The following is a 16,577-nucleotide window of genomic DNA, read 5'->3' as shown; positions in this document are numbered from 1 at the left end:
AAACCAACTATTCTGTCTGTTAGCCTGGGGGCATGGCCGATCAGCCCCTGAGCGCGCGTGGAGCCGCGACGTACCAACGCATCCTCGAAGCGGCGACCCAGGAATTCGCCGAGTACGGGATCGCCGGCGCGCGCGTCGAGCGGATCGTGGCTGCGGCACGCACGAACAAGGCGCAGCTCTACGCCTACTTCGGCAGCAAGGAAGGGCTCTTCGACGCCATTTTCTTCGGCTCGCTGGAGCGGATCGTGAATGTCGTCCCGATCGACGCCACCGACCTCGCGGACTGGGCCGTACGCCTCTACGACGAGTATCTGCGCCGCCCCGACCTCATCCGGCTGGCCACCTGGGCGCGCCTCGAGCGGCGCCCGGCCGGCCACCTGGTGGACGATCCCGACCGCCTCGACGACCGCAAGCTACGCGCCATCGCCGAGGCCCAGGCCGCCGGTTCGGTGCGCCAGGGAGACCCGTTCGACCTCATGGCCATGGTGATCGCCATGTCCATGGCATGGTCCCCGGTCAGCAATGTCTACGCGGCAACGGCGCAGGAGCCACCCGAACTGCACGACCGGCGTCGCACCCTGCTCCGCGAGAGCGTTCGCCGCGCCATGGCGGCCGACCACATCTAGGACGCATCCAGGACTTGTCCGGTCGATCATGTGCGAAGCCAGATGACCAGGGCGGCTGTGGTGGCAGGTGACAATCAAGGGACGGCGGGCGGCAGCGGCCGTCGGCGCTCAGGTAGAGGTTGCTCGTGAGCCCGCCGCGCGAGCGGCCCAGTCCCTCACCTCGCACGCTGGTGAGACGCACGATGGTCGAGTCGACCGCGACGTCCCGGTCGATGTCGCCGACGGCGTCGGCCGCGGCCTGGACCTGCTTGCAGCAGACGTTCCCGGGTGCCGTCGGCCGGCCACAGCCGTGGCGTTCATCCACGGTCTTCCACGGCCCGAACCGTTCCGGCACTCACGCCATTGTCCCCCGGTGCGCACACGGTGCAGGATCCCGTCGATCACCTGCCGGTGATCCCGCCACCTGCCACAACGCCCGCTGACCGGCAAGAACGGCCGCACACGAGGCAGTCACATGATCGGCCGGACGAGTCCTAGCGGCGTCGGGCGTCGTCCATGACCGCTCGCGCGAGCGCGGCCTGTGCGCGGCGGATCGCTCGGGGCGAGCGTCCGGCGGCGAGCAACTCCTCGATGAGATCGATGTGCAGCGCCGCGAGCAGGACGTGGGCGGCGTATACGGTGTCGTCCGCCGTCGCCCCGGGCGCGGCATCCTCGATCAGGTTCCGCAGCAGGCCGTGCATCCACTTGTAGTGCTCCGACTGCCGCACTCCGGCGGAGGCCACCTCGCGTGCGCGGATGAGGTGGCGGTTGTCCAGCTTGAAGGTGAGCAGCGCGTCGAGGAACGCGACGACCCGCTCGCGCGACGGTGCCCCCGGACCGAGCGGTGCCTCTCCTTCCTCCACGGCCTCGCGCAGGGCGGTGAGCTTATGGGCCCACAGTGCGTCGAGCAGGCCGTCGCGGCTGCCGAAGGCCCGGAACAGAGTTCCCTTCCCCACGCCGGCCGCGGCGGCTATGGCGTCCATCGGGACCGTGTCGGGGGCGTCGGCGTCGGCGAAGAGCGCGTCGGCGGCGGCGAGCACGACCTCGGGGCGAACCGGTGGGCGGCCCCGACGCGCACCCGCACCCGCCTTTGCGGACTGCCGGTCCGTAATGCTGTTAGAGTGTTCTGGACTCACAGTCCGTAAATATATCGGAGGACCCTGTGTCACCCACGTCCGCTCTCCCCACATGGCTGGCCAACGCGCTCGGCTCCCTTACCGCCGGCGATCTCGACGGGTGGATGAGCATCTACGCTCCCGACGCCATGCACGAATTCCCCTGGGCGGCCGAAGACGCCGTCCGCCGTCTGGAGGGGCGCGACGCGATCGCGGACTACATGAGCCGGCTCCCTGAGGTCATCGAGTTCGGGCCGTTCACCGACGTCCACGTGCGTGAGGCGGGCGACGAGACCATCGTCCAGGCCACCGGCCACCACCGAAGCCCCGACGGCACACCCAGGGATCTCGGCTACATCTGGTTCATCACCCGGCGCGACGGCAAGGTGACGCGCATCCAGGACTACATGAACGCGCTGCCCGGCTCGGAGTGACGCGCCGTCTCCTCGGATCCACGCCACCTCGCCCACGACCCCTCCGGCCCGAATGGAGAAGAGATGCCCCACCCCATGAGCGATGACGAGCTGGTGGCCTTCCTCACGGCGGAACCGGCCCGGACGGCCACGTTGGCCACCGTGCGCCCGGACGGGAGGCCCCATGCGGCCCCGGTCTGGTTCACCCTGGACCGGACAGCGGCCACCCCCGAGTCACCGCTCGGCGACATCGTGATCACCACCGGTGCCGCCTCGGTGAAGGGACGAGCACTGCGCCGCGATCCCCGAGTGGCCTTGTGCATCGACGACGAACGGCCACCGTTCTCCTTCGTGAGCATCGAGGGCACGGTCACCCTCAGCGAAGAGCCCGAAGAACTGCTGAGGTGGGCCACGGCAAGCGCGGCGCGCTACATGGGCGCCGACCTCGCCGACGAGATCGGAAAGCGCATCGGAGGCCCAGGCACATTGTTGGTCCGTGTTCACCCCACCCACATCGTGGCCGTGGCCGACCTGACCGACTAGCCAGAGCCCTCGACGGTGGCGGTGCGCTTCTCCTTCCTCACCGTTGCTTTCTCCTACGGGAACTCCTGGGGCCCCTTGATGCACCGGACTCACGACCACGGCCTTCGGACGACCCCACGCCGCTCTGCGAGCCGTCCGGCCGGCCGACGTCGTCGCCGACGGGAACGGGCAGGCCGTCGATCCTGCCCGTCGCAGGCCAGGTAGGCCCTCGACAGCAGTTCTCCCCAGGCACTCATGACGGTCTCCTGGTTCTCCTGGCCCTCGGATCGCCGGCCCGGCTCGTCCGTGGCTGCCGTCACAGGCTCAGCAGCAGGTCCCGGACCGCGGCGGGCTGGGACAGGAACGGGTGGTGACCGGTCTCGAGTTCGACGACGCTGCCGGCCCGGCGGGCGAACTCGCGCTGCAGCCGCGGCGGAGTACCGCGGTCCTGGGCGCAGACGAGGTACGTCGAGGGCACCTGCTGCCATGCGGCCGCCCCGACCGGCTGCCCGGTCACCTGCACGCTCTGCCGGGCGAGATGGTCCGCCGCCTGCGCCTGGACCTCAGGGTCACAGTCGTGCAGGAACGTGTCCACCAGCAGCTCGGGGCGGACCCCGAAGGTGCCGGCGTCGGGGTCGACGTCGAGGAACGGGGCCGGGCTGCCGTCCCCGAACTCCGACAGGCTCTGCCCGACCTCGGGCAGATAGCTGGAGACCAGCAGCAGGTGGCGTACCGACCCGATTCCCGCGGCGGCTTCCGCGGTGACGATGCCGCCGTAGCTGTGGGCGACCACGACGGTCGGCTCGTCGCCGGCCTGCAGCACCTGCCGCACCGCGGCAACGTCCTCGGACAGCCCCGGACCGCCGACGCCGCCGGGCAGGCCCGCCTCGCCGCAGCTCGGCAGCGCCGGGGCCACGCTCGGCACCCCTCGCTCCCGCAGCAGCTCGGCGGTGCGGTGCCACCACCACGACCCGTCCCGCACACACGCCCCATGGACGAACACGACCCTCATCGCTGACTCCACATCTACGTTGACTGCCTTTCGATCAACGGTAGACGTAGCTGCTGTTACGTGAAAAAGTTGGAGTCGTGGGCAGACGACCGCAACCGCACATCAAGGAGAGGCTGCTCGATGCCTGCGCTGATCACGCCCTCGCGCACGGCCTCCCCGACCGGCTCGAACCGCTGGCCACCGCCACCGGCACCTCGGCCCGCATGCTGATTTATCACTTCGGCACCCGCGACGCCCTGCTGCGGGCCGTCCTCGGGCGCGCGCGGCAACGCCAACTCGACACATTCGGCGACCTCCTGCGGGTGCGGCCCGACGAGCCGTACACGACCACCCTGTATCGCGCCTGGACCTCCATCACCGGCCCGGACGGCCAGCCGTACCTGCGCATGTTCGGTCAGCTGCGCGAGAGTACGGAGCAGCAGCTGTGGCCCAACTTCCGGCGCACCGCGACGACCGACTGGCTCGGGCCGCTCGAGGACGGTCTGCGCAGCATCGGCCGGCCGGATCTCGCGACGCTCGTTCTCGCTGTCATCCGCGGTCTCCTCATGGACCTCGACGCCACCGGCGACACCACCCGCACCGACCAGGCCTTCCGCGACTTCCTCGGCGCAGTCGAGCACCTGTCCAGCGGTTAGCGGACCGCCGGGGCCAAGGACACCGAGGGCGGCCACCGCCCCGCCATCCCGCCAAGCGCTGCGGCTTCGCTCTGCCCTCTCCAGCTCGACGCGCCGCGACTCCACCCGCTGTCGAGTGGCCGGCTCCCGTCTGTATCGACTGAGGGAGCCGCGAACGCGCTGATCAACACCTGGCGGATGCGGACGGCGGCCGCCACCGGCGGCGCCCGACGCGACGCGCCCGGAGCGGGAACGCACCGACGGCCACGCCGTGCGGAGCCGCTGGCGTCACCCTGCTGCGCTGCCGCCGCTCCTTGCCGTCGGCCCCGGTGCCCGGAAGGGCAGTCATGTGCACCAGGGTTGCCCGTCCGTACCGTTCCCGGACGGCTTCCGCTTCTGTACGGAGGAGGGAGCGCGGAAGCCGTGAGAAGGGTCGTCTCGACATGCACGCCAAGGAACAGCCGGAGAAGAGTGCCGGTCCACGGAGCCTGCCGAACCCGACGCGGCAGACCACTGCCAGGGCGCAGCCCGCCGCCGGGGTCATGTCGGCTCCCGTGGTCGCGTCCTTGCAACGCACCGTCGGAAACGCGGCGGTGGCACGGATGATCGGTCGGCGGCGCGGCACGGGCTGCCGCCATGAACAGGAACTGGCGGTGCAGCGGTCCGCGGTGCACGATGTCCTCCGCTCCGCAGGGCAGCCGCTGGACGAAGGACTCCGCACCGAGATGGAGGCCCGCTTCGGGGGCGCGAACTTCAGCGATGTACGCGTGCACGCGGATGCCGCCGCCCGGCGTTCGGCGGGCGAGATCGACGCCCGGGCCTATACCTCCGGAAGCCACATCGTTGTCGGCGAAGGCGGCGTGGACAAGCACACGCTGGCCCACGAGCTGACCCATGTCGTCCAGCAGCGCCGGGGGCCTGTCGCGGGCAGCGACACCGGCCACGGCCTGCGCGTGAGCGACCCGTCCGACCGTTTCGAACGCGAGGCCGAAGCCACCGCGCGGCGGGTGATGTCCGGGCCGGTCAGCGCGCACCAGCACACCGACGGCCCCGCCCCGGACTCCGCGGCGCACGACCACGGGCACGCCGCCGTGCAGCGGCTGATCGAGTTCGGGCCGAACGCCGAGGACGGGAGCTTCGAGCTCCAGCTCACACCGGGCCGTCCAGCCTGGGAACCCACCGCCCAAGCGATGGCCAACAACGCCGGGCCGAACGCGTCCCTCAACCACATCATCCCGTTCGAACGGATCCAGCGCGACCTGGACAAGCACGCGAACTTTCTGTTCGACGCCCGCGGCACAACGGGGTGGCAGAGCGCTGTCGCCGCATTCGAGGCGAACTGCGACGCCCTGTTCACGAATGGCTCGCCCGAGCACACCGCGATGGTTCAACGGCGCAACGCCGTCATCAACGCCTTGAACCATCCCTTCACCAGGACGCAGCGCGCTCCGGTGGAGGCCGCGATCCAGAGCCTGCTCAGCGCCCTCAACAGCAGCTCGCAGAATCTGCGGATCGGGGACGCCTCCCTCAACGCATCGATCGGCAACGCCATCGACGCCGATTTCCTGCCCGGGACCATCCGCCACACCGGGGCGGTGTTCACCGACTCCCCTCCGCCGTCTGCGGTGCCCCTCCCGAACCAGGGAGGGGCGCAGGCCACCCATACGGTCACCAACCTTGAGTGCGTGCGGCTGACCCCGCAGCACGAAAGCCACGTCTTCGCCTACAGCGCCGCCTCCCCCTCGTCCCTCAAGTTCACCATCAACGGGCTTGCGGGGGTGCTCCACCACGCGCTCCAAAACGGACAGCACATGTCCTCGACGCAGGCTCCGACGGCCGTGGCGCCACCAGGCACGCCCCCCTACCCGGTGCTCGTCATGGACCCCAACGGCATCAGGGCCCCGTTTCTGTTCTACGAGTGACGGATGCCCCGTCCCATCCGCCTTCCAGTGGGGCGTTACGGAGGCGGTCGGCGACCGCGGAGACCACTTCGGGCCAGAGCACGTACGGACAGCGCCAGACAGAGCCTTTCGCCGATCGATGGGGTGGCTGCGGGCGGTTCAGATGATTCCGCCGTTGGCACGGACGACCTGTCCGTTGATCCAGTGGCCGGCCGGGGAGGCCAGGAACGCGACGACCTCGGCGATGTCGGCCGGGCTACCGAGTCGCTCCAGCGGGGGCTGGGCGGCCAGGCGGGCGATGGTCTCCTCGTCCTTGCCGTCCAGGAACAGGCCGGTGGCCGTGGGGCCGGGCGCGACGGCGTTGGCGGTGACGTCCCGGCCCCGCAGCTCCCTGGCCAGGATCAGCGTCAGCGCCTCGACCGCGCCCTTGCTGGCGGAGTACGCGCCGTAGTTCGGGAAGGCCAGCCCCACCACGGACGTGGAGAACGTCACGATCGCACCGCCGGGGCGCACCCGACGGGCGGCCTGCTGGACGACGACGAATGTGCCGCGAATGTTGGTGCGGTGCAGGTCGTCCAGGACGGCCAGGTCCAGCTCGGCGATCGGCGCCGTGTGCGCCCGCACGGCCTCGTGCACGACGACGTCGATGCCGCCGAACTCTGCTTCGGCCGCGTCGAACAGGGTCGCGACCGCGTGTTCGTCGGCGACGTCCGCGCGCACTGCGATCGCCCGGCCACCGCTGGTGACGGCCTCCCTCACGGCGGATTCGGCCTCGTCCTGGTTGCCAGCGTAGCCGACCACGATGGCGTACCCGTCGGCGGCCAGCCGGCCGACGGTCTGGCGGCCGATGCCGCGCGAGCCGCCGGTGACGATCGCGACCCGAGGTGAGGCGGAGGGCTGGGCCGGGGCGCCGATCCGGTCGGGGGAAGTGGGGAGAGGCATTGCTGACGCCTGTGGTGGATGCGGGTCGGGCCGCGGTCTTGCCGTCGCCCTGCTGCGTCCTCCACGATCGGCCGGTCCCCCGCCCCTGACCAGGGCTGCGTCTACCCAGGGGACGCCGCCCCCTGGCTACGAGGGGCGGCGACTACGCCTACTACACCGGCATCGCCCGCTCATGGCGTTGGCCTCGGTAGGACACGACGGGCCGTAGCGACCCAGCCCGCCCCGGACGAACCCCACATGCCGGCTGTAGATTTCAGGTGCCAATCCGATGGTGGACCGCCCCGCCAGAGGCACCGCGTCGGAGGGACACCGTGCCCACGGAATCGAGGAAACACACCCAATGACTGATCTTGACCTTGAGAACCAATACCGCGAGTACCTCACGTGCCTGAACGAGCGGCGCTTCCATGACCTTTCGAAGTTCGTGCACAACCCCGTGGTGCACAACGACCGGACGCTGAGCATCACCGAGTTCCAGGATCTGCTGCGCCGCGACGCAGCGGAGATTCCCGATCTGCACTACGCGATCGAGCGGCTCGTCGTCCAAGGCGAGCAGGTGGCGTGCCGCATCCGGTTCGACTGCACCCCTGCGGCGAGCTTCCGCGGCATACCGCCCACCGGCCGGCCGATCTCGTTCGTCGAGCACGTCTTCTACCGCTACCAGGACGGCAGGATCGCAGAAATCTGGTCCCTGATCGACATGGAGGCGATCCGCGAACAGCTCACCCCCAGCGATCCCGACCGGTAGGGGCGCAGCCGGCACCGCGGCACCCCCGTCCGCACTGGCGGTGGCGCGCCGGTCGGCCAGTGCTCCGGCACGTCCTAGGAGTGGCGCGTTCGCCTGGCCATCGCGTCCCAGAAACGGTCCAGTTCCCGGACGCGCATACCCACCCAGTAGGGCGTCTTCCTGCGCAGGCCCCTGGGAAGACAGCGGCGCCAGCGTCCAGGCAAGAGGGCCTGCTGCTGGCGGCAGAACGGCTCACGGATCTCGCCCCGGGATACGGACCCAAGGGGCGGATACGGGCAGAGCTGGAACGTGCAGTCGGCCAGGCAGGTGGTGCCTGGTACGGGCGGGGTGGAGACACCGGCCCGCAAGCCGGGCCGCAGTGCATCGCGGTCGGCACGGATACACGGCGGAAGCGGCATGTCGGGTTGCTCCGCGCGGGCCAGACGCTCCTCGACCTCGTCCGGGTGCCCGTCCCGTTCGATGAGGTTCAGCATGACCAGCAGATCGGCGACAAGTCGTTGGGCACGCCCGTCGAGGGTGCTCCACCCGGCCGAAGGCGGAATCCAAAGGTTGTGCTTGCGGTACGCCCCGTGGGTGGGGGTGCGGGTGCGGGAGCCGATGTTGTCGGCGACGCCCTTCTCGTCGATCCACAGGAAGCGTTCGACCTGCCCGGTCTCCAAAGCAAGGGCAACCAGGTCGCCCGCCTCGGCGACGAACGGATGTACGCATGGCCGGGTGGAGTCAGGGCTCATACCGGGCTGTCCGGGCGCTCCGTTCACCGTGCCCGCCATCGAGAGCCAGCGCTTCACGGTCTGCACGGCGGTTGTCCCGCCGATTCCTCGGGACGGTTCGCGCGCCGCGTGGCCATCGCCATCTGGCCATGTCCACGTGTCCTCGTCCTGCTCATGGCGGCCGATATCGTCCGGGAGTTCCCACAAGCACAGCGCCTGGAGCAAGCTGATCTGCGCATACCAGCACCGAGACTGCTGCAGCACGGTCTCCGCCTGCCGAATCAGGTCGGCACGACTGCCCGGGTAGGTGTGCGGGTGACGTTTGCGCCGGTTGGCCGCGTACTTGAAGCCCTGGGCCAGCGCGGCCTCGAGGGCGAGCGGCAGGTCGGGAGCGCCGCCGGTGAACTTCGGGTCGAGGTGACGCAGCCACTTGGTGAGGCGTTCCCGGGCCTCGTCGCGGTGGGCGTCGTCGACGGAGCCCAGAAGCATGGGCAGCATCCAGGCTCGCATCGCGAACTCCCGTATGAGGTCGGCGCGTTGCTTCTGGTACCGCCGCTTGAAATCCTGCCGGTTGCGTTGCAACTGTTCGATGTTCTTGCCGGGAGTGGTCGGCGAGAACGCGCGGGCAGCTCTCGCCCGCCTTATCTCGTCGGCCCATGCCTGGTGCTCCTGCCGCTTCCAGGCTTTCAGATCGCTGATCCTCTCGTTGTACTCCCGCACGGGGTCACTGTTCAGACCGACCCGCTCGCGGATCACAGCGAAGGCCGCATTGCCGCCGCTGCCGAACTCTTGGGCAGCGGCCAAGCGAATGGGGTAGGTGGGCTCCGCAATGCCGATCTCGAAGAGCATTTCGTACAGCGGCGTGGTGTCGATCTTGTCGGAGGCCTTGCGCAGCGCCGCGCCGAGTTGCTTGAGCAGTCGCCGCTTTGCGTCCTCGACGGTGCGTCGATCCCCCTTGATGCTGTCCCAGCGGGCGTGCACCGTGCCGACGATACAGCTGAGCAGTTTCGGGTTTTCTTCCACGCTCTCGACTTCCAGGGCTGCCGCGTACAGGTCGAGGACCTTCGGGTCATCCGTCCGGTGATTCGCGGCCGCGTGGAGGCGGTGGGCCAGGCTACGTCCGCTGACGGACGCCTGTCGCCACCGATTCGCCATCTGCTTCTTCATCTCGGCCCGGACACTGCCGCACTCGGCTGTGAGTTTCGCCGCCTGCTGACGTGACAACAGCACCAGCGCGATCAGCAGTTCGCGGCTGGGACCGGGCGGCTGCAGCACCTGCTCGATCAGTTCCCCGGCCCCGCGCTCCCCCAGATGGCTCAGCATGCGGAAACCGAGGTACGCCTGGATGATGGTGTGCGGGAAACGGACCTTCTGTTCGCATCCCTCCACCAGCTCGAGCTTGTTGGCGTTGTTCGCGAAACGGGCGAGCGCGGCCTGACACTGGCCCATGTTCCCTTCGCGCAGACGTCTGCTCTCCTCGGCGCTGAGCCTGTCGCAGAGCGCGTCCCATAGGTGTTCCCGGTGCCTCTCGGACAGGGCGTTCCCGCGCTTGCCGTACCGGTCGAAGCCACGTCGCCTCGCCCAAAGGTGCTCCGCACGGGCCCTCGCACGTCGCGCCGGACCAGGGTGGACGTCCTGGTCGAGCAACTCGGCGAAGCCGACCTCCACCTTGTCCTGGAGCAGTCCTATACACGCCAGGGCGGAGAGCACTTCGAGGGTGTCGCGCCGCTCTTGCGGGGCCAGCGCGACATCCTCGCGCAGTCGGCCTTCGCACAGGGCGTGGTCCCAGGTCTCCAGCAGCCACAGCCGGAGCGTGCTGCGATCCCAACTGCGGGTGTCCAACCGCTGCGGGTCGTTGCGCGGACGGTCGCGTTCCAAGGCTCCGTGGCGGTGCAGTTCCCGGGCGATCTGAAGGTAGATAGGCGATTCGGTCACCTCCGCCGTCTCCACGATCCAGTCCACCCGGCGCTCGTCCGTCTCCGGGACACGTGCTTCCAGGAAGTGCAGCGCCTCCTCCTCACTCAGCGGTTCCAGCTCCATGATCGCGGCTTGGGTACTCTCCAGCGGACTGTGCGGCCGGGAAGCGATGACCAGAGGCAATTTCTCCGCATGGGCACGCTCGATCGCCCGACGGATGATGTTGTCCCGGTCTTCCTGGAGACTCTCGTCAAGGAGCGCCTCTTCCAAGCCATCGGCGATGACCACGGGCTTGTCATCGGCGAGCATCTGCTGCCAGACTCGCTCGTTCTTGGCTCGGGCCAGGATGCTCTGGGGCGCCTCCTCGGCGAATCGCTTCCTGGCCATGCGTTCGAAATTCATGTCGGCGGCACTGGCAACGTCCCTCAGCCGGATCGGCACGGGCACGGCGTGCTGCCGGGCCAGCAATTCGGTCAGCCTCACCAGGACGGCGGTCTTCCCCGCTCCGATACCGCCAACGAGCACATAGGGTCTGCGGGTGTTGCGCTCCCGCAACCGTTGGGCGATGACCTGGGCGACCTCCTCTCGGCCCACAATCTCGGCGATATCCGGCCCTGCCGTGAGCACCAACTCCCGGGGATGCTTGCGTGCCTTGGCGAGGTAACGCCGCTTGGCCCCCCTGTACCACCAGAACAGGAACGCCACGGCAGCGATCGAAGCGGTGAGTACCGGACCGACGAAGCGGACGACGGCGTCGAACCCCGCGTTCCCCCGCAGCCACCCCTCGAAGGGGGTCGTCTCATGTGTGACCAGTATGTACAGGCCCTCCCCGCACCAGGCAAGGACAGCGAGCGCGGCGACCAGCCAGACAATCCTGGTCACGTTGGCGTACGAGATCCATCGGCGCCACTTCTTGGGGCGGGTGGTTGCGCGGCGCGCCTCCAGACGCATCGCCACGATGTGCCAAGAGCTGAGAGAGACTCGCCGGAACCGTTCTCCCGCCCGTCTCAGATCCAGGGTGGCCATCGGCGCGCTGCGCGGTGGCCTCTTGCCCGGCAGGTGACGAATAACCTTCGGCATCGCGCGCTCTCCTTCCGAGAACAGCTCTCGGCACGCCAGACCCGCAGGGCCACCACCTCCTTCCATGGAAACACTCCCCATCGGCCCCGCAACCGCGCTGGCCGCAGCGCCGCCGACCTGCCACGCATCGGGTGCACCCACCCGGAACACTGTTCTCAGAAGCCTTCTGGGCTCCGGAGCAGTGCGTCACAAGCCCAGGTGTGAGAAGACGACGGCTCCGACGCTCCGGACGGCATCCCGGTCCAGCTGAGCGAGGACCGGCAGGGCGTGATACCACTCCTCGCTCGCCATCGCCTTGGCGACGAGCCGACGGGCGCGCCTCAACCGATCCTCGATATCTGCCGCCGTGGGCGGGCCGAGCAGAGCGGCGCCCAGACGCAGCAGATGAGGGCGGGAACCGCTGAGAACGTCGAGATGCACAAGCGTGGCGTCGTCCGGCAGCCCCACCAGCAGCGCCGCCACCGAGGCCAGGCACGTGGCTCGTTCCCTGCCCGCGGGTATCCGCTCGGCAAGCTCCTCGGCCGTCTCGTAGTCTCCAGCCGCGGCGTGGGAGACCGCCCGCACGTTCAGGCTTCGGGGGGTGAGAGGCTCATCGGGGGTGTACACACGCAGGCGCGCGTCAGCTCGCAGCAGCAGTGCCTCGGCATGATCTGGTTCGGTTCTCGCGACCGCCATCGCCGCCAGCACCCATGTTTCACTTCGAACGCGCTCATCGTCAGGTAAGGACAGCAACTTCAGCTTGCCGGCGAGGCGGCGGCTCCGTGGCATATCCCGGTCGCCGACCGCTGCTATGAGCCGCGCCATGAGATCAACGCTGTATTCCCTCTGGTGCGGGGTGTGGAAGAGGATGTGGGAGACGGGTCCGGTCTTGTCGTCCCAGTCACGTTCCACATCATCGGCGAGGGAGGCGGCAGCAGTCGGCGCCCGTTTCCACAGGCTGGACACCAATGGGATTCGGATGGTATTCAGCCGCCGGCCGGGATCGTCAGAGATCAGCCGACCCCATTCGTCCATGCTTTCCACCTCTTGCACGAACTTTGCGAGCAAGGACAGCGCGGCGTCTTGTTGCCTGGTCCGTGCGAGGGCATCAGCGACCGCCGCCAGTCCTTTGTCCCGGCTGTCCTTACTGTCCATGTACGGGCGGTCGGCAAACTCGCGCGCGTCCGCTGTCAGACGCGCCGCGCGTCCGCCTCCGACAGCAGGAGCCACGGCGGCCAAGGCCCGTGCCGTCCTGCCCACGGCACGCCTGGCAAGTCGCTCGGCATGGACCTGGTCTCCACATGCGGCGAGCGCCCCGGCAAGAGCCTCGAAGAACGCGGTGTCCGCGTAACCGATAATGGGGCTGTAGCGGTTCATTGCGGATTCGACGAGCCGCTCGGCCTGGTCCCGATCGCGTTCGCACAGGCGCTCCGCCATGGCGGCCAGAGTGCCCGGCATGGAGTTGGCCCACTTCTCCGCCTCTGCGACAAGCCCACTCGCTGCCAGGGCGCAGGCCACCGCCTTCCGGGTCTCCGTCCCCACCTCCCCGAAGAGCCCCGGTCTCCGCCGCTGCTGCAATGCTTCCCGAGCCTTGTCCGCGTGGCCTGCCCGCGCCCATGCGCAGGCGATCGCGGCAAGAGAGTCGTTACGGAGAACCGCCCATGACATGGGGTCCTCCGATGACGTCGGATCCTCCCATCGCCTCCTGAACCGATGGTTCAGCTCCTCACCCCCGACATACGCGTCAATGAGGGTTTGTGCGTGGTCGATCATGTGGAGGGCCGTCAGGGTCTGGATGGTCCGGGCATAGGCTGTCTGTCCCGTTTTCGTGCGCGTCCATTCACGCTCGGTCGAAGGGCCGGACGTGAAGCGCCGACTCAACTCCTGGGCCCAGTGGGCGGCACGTTCCGGGAGGACATCATGCAGGGCGACAGCCGCTGCGGACAGGGTGTCTGCCGCCTGGAGTGCATCGGCCGCTGGATCGGTGACCGTCCTCTCGATCCGGCCGAGCACTCGGCAGTGCCGTTCACGATCGGAGCCCGAGCAGGCGCGGAGCACCTTTGCCAGTACCTGGACACGGCCGCTGACGTGCGCTTCTTCCTCGGCGCCCTGCTCCGCCTCATCCAGGATGTCCGCGGCGAGCAGCGCATCCCGCCCACGCAACGCCGCCGATACGTCGACCAGCGCCATGGCCGCCTCCCTGGACGCGAGACGACGCTCATGGGAGAACCTGGGAAAGGGAGGGGAAGGACCGTACTCGACATCTCCGTCGAACTCCCCGTACAGGAGCACGGTCCGGAGAGACCCGACCATGCTGCGGGCCCGTTCTCCGAGCCCCGCTCCCGCGAGGGCGGTAGCCGCGTCCCTGAATACCGCATAGACGTCGTAGGCTGGAAGCGGTCTGCCGTCCTCCATGACGCCTCTTGCCAGACGCTCGGATTCCAGCGCCAGGCCCACCGCACGGGGCTCACCTCTCTCGGCCATGACCCGGGCTACGGCGGCGAGCGCGCACGCCTTGGCCATGGGGCGATAAGAAGGTGGCACCACGGTCCTTGCCAGACCCTCCGCGCGCCGGAGCTGCCCCAGCCGCGCCACGATGGCGGGGACGTTCGCCGGCATCAGCGCGTTGCGGCGGCTCAACGTGTCCTCGGTCGCGGTGAGGACCGCCAGGTCACCCACGTCACCTGGGTTCTTGCGACGCAGTTCCCGCCGGACGGCGTCGATCTCGGCGAACGCGGCTGCGTCGCTGCCGGTGATGGCACGCATCCGGTGGTGCCGAGCGGCGTCCGTGGCCAGGGCCATGGCCCGTGCCTTGTCTCCGTTCTCCGCGAGCATCGGCACGTAGGACTCCAGCAGATACGGCGGCGTGTCCTCGGGCCAGCTCCGCCGGCGGTAAGACTCGGCCCATTCCTCGATGCGTTCGCGGTACGGGTGGATGTCCGGTCCGAGCGTGTGCACCGCGGCCTCGTAGAGCGTCTCGTGCGCGAACAGGTAGCGACGCTCGGCCGGCTCACCGGCCACGGTGCTGCGGGAGCGCAGGATTCGTCCGAAGACGCTGTCCACGCGGTGCCGCACGGCGTACAGTGCCTGCCCGCTCAGCTCCCGCAGGTCCTCGGGACGCAGGCCACCGCGCGCCGCCGCCAGCAGGCCCACGATGTCCTTCTCCACGGCGTCCCCCGCGAACGCCTGGTTCAGTTCGAACCGTGCCTGGTCCTCCAGGTTCCGCGCCACGTGGGTGCTGTCGAGCCACCGCACCGTGCAACTACGCAGCGGATGGCTGGGCTTGACGCTCAAGGGAAGAGCGGGGTTCGGCCGGCTGGTGACCAGCACCCGCACGTTGTCCGGCGGGTGCTCCGGCAGCAGCGAGGCGATGCTCACACCGCTGCCGAGTCGCGCGGATTGGTCCTCGTCAAGGCCATCGACGATGAGCAGCAGCGTGCCCCCGTCCTCAGCGACGTGTTCGGCCGCCTCCCTCAGCAGTTGCCTGCGTTCCACGTCCCTGGCGATCGGCGAGGTGTGCGAGGACGGCTCCCGCCCGGTCAGCCAGGCGAGCTGGTGGACGAGAGCCTCCGTGTACGCGGCGACGTCCGCCTGTCCGGCCAGGCGTGACGTGATGAAGAACCACACGGGGATCACGCCACGGGGTGGATGCAGCGCGAACCACGACACCAGCGCCGTCTTTCCCACCCACGGACCACCCCGGAGCCACCGGTACGGCTCCCGCCCGGCACAGAACGTCACAAGATCCTTGAGCTCGGCCTCCCGCCCCAGCAACTCGGGTGGTGCGATGTCCCGCAACAACTCCTCAAAGCCGGTTCTGGTCCGGCCGGGCCCGGTTGACACCAGCACGTCGGGCAGCCGATCCGGAAGGAGTTCCGTCCCCAGCAGCTTCTCAAGCATCTTCCGTTCGTCAGCGGACAGGCGCTCGGCCCAGCGATCGGCACGGCTCACCGCCAGGCGCCCGGGACCGTCGGCCGGGTGGTGGATCACCACGATCCCGACGATCCGGCCGTCGCTGAAGGCCACCGCCCCTGACATGCCGTCCCAGTCGCCCTGCGGCGCCGGGACATGCAGATCGAGGGTGCCTTCGCGACGGTTGGAGAGCACCGGGCAGGTGCCTTGTACGTGCTCGGAGTCGCGGTAGCGCGATCCGTCCTCGTCCTCCCGCAGCTTGAACGCCGGAAAGCCCACGGCGCTGCACCGCAGCACCGCGTCCCGCTCGCCCACGCGGCCGAACCGGGCGGGCCCACCGGCAACGGCGGCGACGGAGAGGACGGCGACATCGATCGCCACGTTCGTGAAGACCACCTCGGCGTCGAGCATCCGTTCGCCCGGCCGGTCCGCGTCGAACCGCACCCGCACGGCCACCGCATCCGTGAGCACGTGCGCCGCCGTCAGAACCCGCCCGGCCGCCACCAAATAGCCCGAACCTCGGAGCCCCTTACCTGCCGCAGTCGTGACGATGATCTCGGCGACGCGGCCGATGTCCAATCCCCCCACCGTCCAGCCTCACCCCTCAGCGTTCTTCCGGCACCTCGGCCCCCGAGATCCGGGTGGCCGTGCGGGTGCCGCCCGGACCTGGGGATGTCGGCTGAAGGGTGATCGTGATGCGCTGTGTCTCGGCCCTCGCGTACTTGCCGTCAGCGCCCGCCTCGACGACGAGGAAACGCACCTTGCCGCTGCCGCCCGCCTCTTTGCTGACGGCGACACTCACCTCGATCTCGATCGGGCCGACCTCGAACTGGAGCGACTCACCCGTACCGTCCGCCGCCGCGGCCGTCAGCTGCGCCCGCAGTTCCCGGATCATCTCGGTGAGCTCCACCACGCTCCCCTTCCTCGGCCCGCGCGTCGGGTAGTAGGCGACACAGTACCGGGGACGCACCCGTCGACCGGCCGCACCTCGTCCAGCCGGGCGCCGAGCCTCGCATCAGCTCATGCCTTTCGCCGCGGGAGGATGTACGCGCCTGGGCTCGGCGTCCAGGCGACCGCAGGCACTTGGTTGACTACCTCGCGAAGCCG

General features: G+C 69.2%; 12 protein-coding genes and 1 pseudogene. 6 read left to right on the top strand and 7 right to left on the bottom strand.

Going from position 1 to position 16,577, the window contains the following annotated elements:
- Window positions 1–32 precede the first annotated feature (32 nt).
- Window positions 33–626, top strand: coding sequence for a TetR family transcriptional regulator (locus N6H00_RS39065; RefSeq protein WP_268976654.1), 594 nt, complete (start codon window positions 33–35; stop codon window positions 624–626).
- Between the two features lie 181 nt (window positions 627–807).
- Here N6H00_RS39065 and N6H00_RS40695 read toward each other — a convergent pair.
- Window positions 808–1,076 (bottom strand): annotated as a pseudogene (locus N6H00_RS40695) (transposase); the annotation flags it as partial.
- Window positions 1,077–1,099: 23 nt separating this feature from the next.
- Complete coding sequence (locus N6H00_RS39060) at window positions 1,100–1,741, bottom strand: TetR/AcrR family transcriptional regulator (RefSeq protein WP_268976653.1); 642 nt, start codon at window positions 1,739–1,741, stop codon at window positions 1,100–1,102.
- A gap of 26 nt (window positions 1,742–1,767) precedes the next feature.
- Here N6H00_RS39060 and N6H00_RS39055 point away from each other — a divergent pair, with 26 nt between their 5' ends.
- The gene (locus tag N6H00_RS39055) at window positions 1,768–2,154 is read left to right on the top strand and encodes a nuclear transport factor 2 family protein (protein ID WP_268976652.1); all 387 of its coding nucleotides are present in this window, start codon (window positions 1,768–1,770) and stop codon (window positions 2,152–2,154) included.
- Window positions 2,155–2,217: 63 nt separating this feature from the next.
- A complete protein-coding gene (locus N6H00_RS39050) occupies window positions 2,218–2,676 on the top strand; it encodes a PPOX class F420-dependent oxidoreductase (RefSeq protein ID WP_268976650.1) in 459 nt (152 codons plus the stop codon).
- Between the two features lie 295 nt (window positions 2,677–2,971).
- On the opposite strand, the gene N6H00_RS39045 is transcribed toward N6H00_RS39050, so the two are convergent.
- Window positions 2,972–3,667, bottom strand: a complete 696-nt coding sequence (locus tag N6H00_RS39045) for an alpha/beta hydrolase (RefSeq protein ID WP_268976649.1) — start codon at window positions 3,665–3,667, stop codon at window positions 2,972–2,974.
- A gap of 77 nt (window positions 3,668–3,744) precedes the next feature.
- On the opposite strand from N6H00_RS39045, the gene N6H00_RS39040 reads away from it, so the two are divergent.
- Together N6H00_RS39040 and N6H00_RS40690 are read left to right on the top strand one after the other, a co-directional pair.
- Window positions 3,745–4,302, top strand: a complete 558-nt coding sequence (locus N6H00_RS39040; RefSeq protein ID WP_268976648.1) for a TetR/AcrR family transcriptional regulator — start codon at window positions 3,745–3,747, stop codon at window positions 4,300–4,302.
- A 581-nt stretch (window positions 4,303–4,883) separates the two neighbouring features.
- A complete protein-coding gene (locus tag N6H00_RS40690) occupies window positions 4,884–6,203 on the top strand; it encodes an eCIS core domain-containing protein (protein ID WP_443073174.1) in 1,320 nt (439 codons plus the stop codon).
- Between the two features lie 138 nt (window positions 6,204–6,341).
- Here N6H00_RS40690 and N6H00_RS39030 read toward each other — a convergent pair whose 3' ends face one another.
- On the bottom strand, window positions 6,342–7,124 hold the full coding sequence (locus tag N6H00_RS39030; RefSeq protein WP_268976647.1) for an SDR family oxidoreductase: 783 nt from the start codon (window positions 7,122–7,124) through the stop codon (window positions 6,342–6,344).
- Window positions 7,125–7,464: 340 nt separating this feature from the next.
- Here N6H00_RS39030 and N6H00_RS39025 point away from each other — a divergent pair, with 340 nt between their 5' ends.
- Window positions 7,465–7,872: an ester cyclase gene (locus N6H00_RS39025; RefSeq protein WP_268976646.1), complete on the top strand. Its 408-nt coding sequence runs from the start codon at window positions 7,465–7,467 to the stop codon at window positions 7,870–7,872.
- Between the two features lie 74 nt (window positions 7,873–7,946).
- Here N6H00_RS39025 and N6H00_RS39020 read toward each other — a convergent pair whose 3' ends face one another.
- The 3 genes from N6H00_RS39020 to N6H00_RS39010 all read right to left on the bottom strand — a co-directional run bounded on the left by N6H00_RS39020 (window position 7,947) and on the right by N6H00_RS39010 (window position 16,383).
- Window positions 7,947–11,579 (bottom strand): NACHT domain-containing protein, encoded by a 3,633-nt coding sequence (locus N6H00_RS39020; RefSeq protein WP_268976645.1) that lies wholly within the window; start codon window positions 11,577–11,579, stop codon window positions 7,947–7,949.
- Window positions 11,580–11,765: 186 nt separating this feature from the next.
- The gene (locus N6H00_RS39015) at window positions 11,766–16,049 is read right to left on the bottom strand and encodes a trypsin-like peptidase domain-containing protein (RefSeq protein WP_268976644.1); all 4,284 of its coding nucleotides are present in this window, start codon (window positions 16,047–16,049) and stop codon (window positions 11,766–11,768) included.
- A gap of 25 nt (window positions 16,050–16,074) precedes the next feature.
- Window positions 16,075–16,383, bottom strand: coding sequence for a trypco2 family protein (locus N6H00_RS39010; protein ID WP_268976642.1), 309 nt, complete (start codon window positions 16,381–16,383; stop codon window positions 16,075–16,077).
- Window positions 16,384–16,577 lie beyond the last annotated feature (194 nt).

The sequence above is a fragment of the Streptomyces sp. S465 genome, assembly GCF_026898115.1.
GTDB classification, from domain to species: Bacteria; Actinomycetota; Actinomycetes; order Streptomycetales; family Streptomycetaceae; genus Streptomyces; species Streptomyces luomodiensis.
The sequence above is the reverse complement of the archived record's forward strand: the minus strand, read 5'-3'. Positions and strand labels throughout refer to the sequence as shown.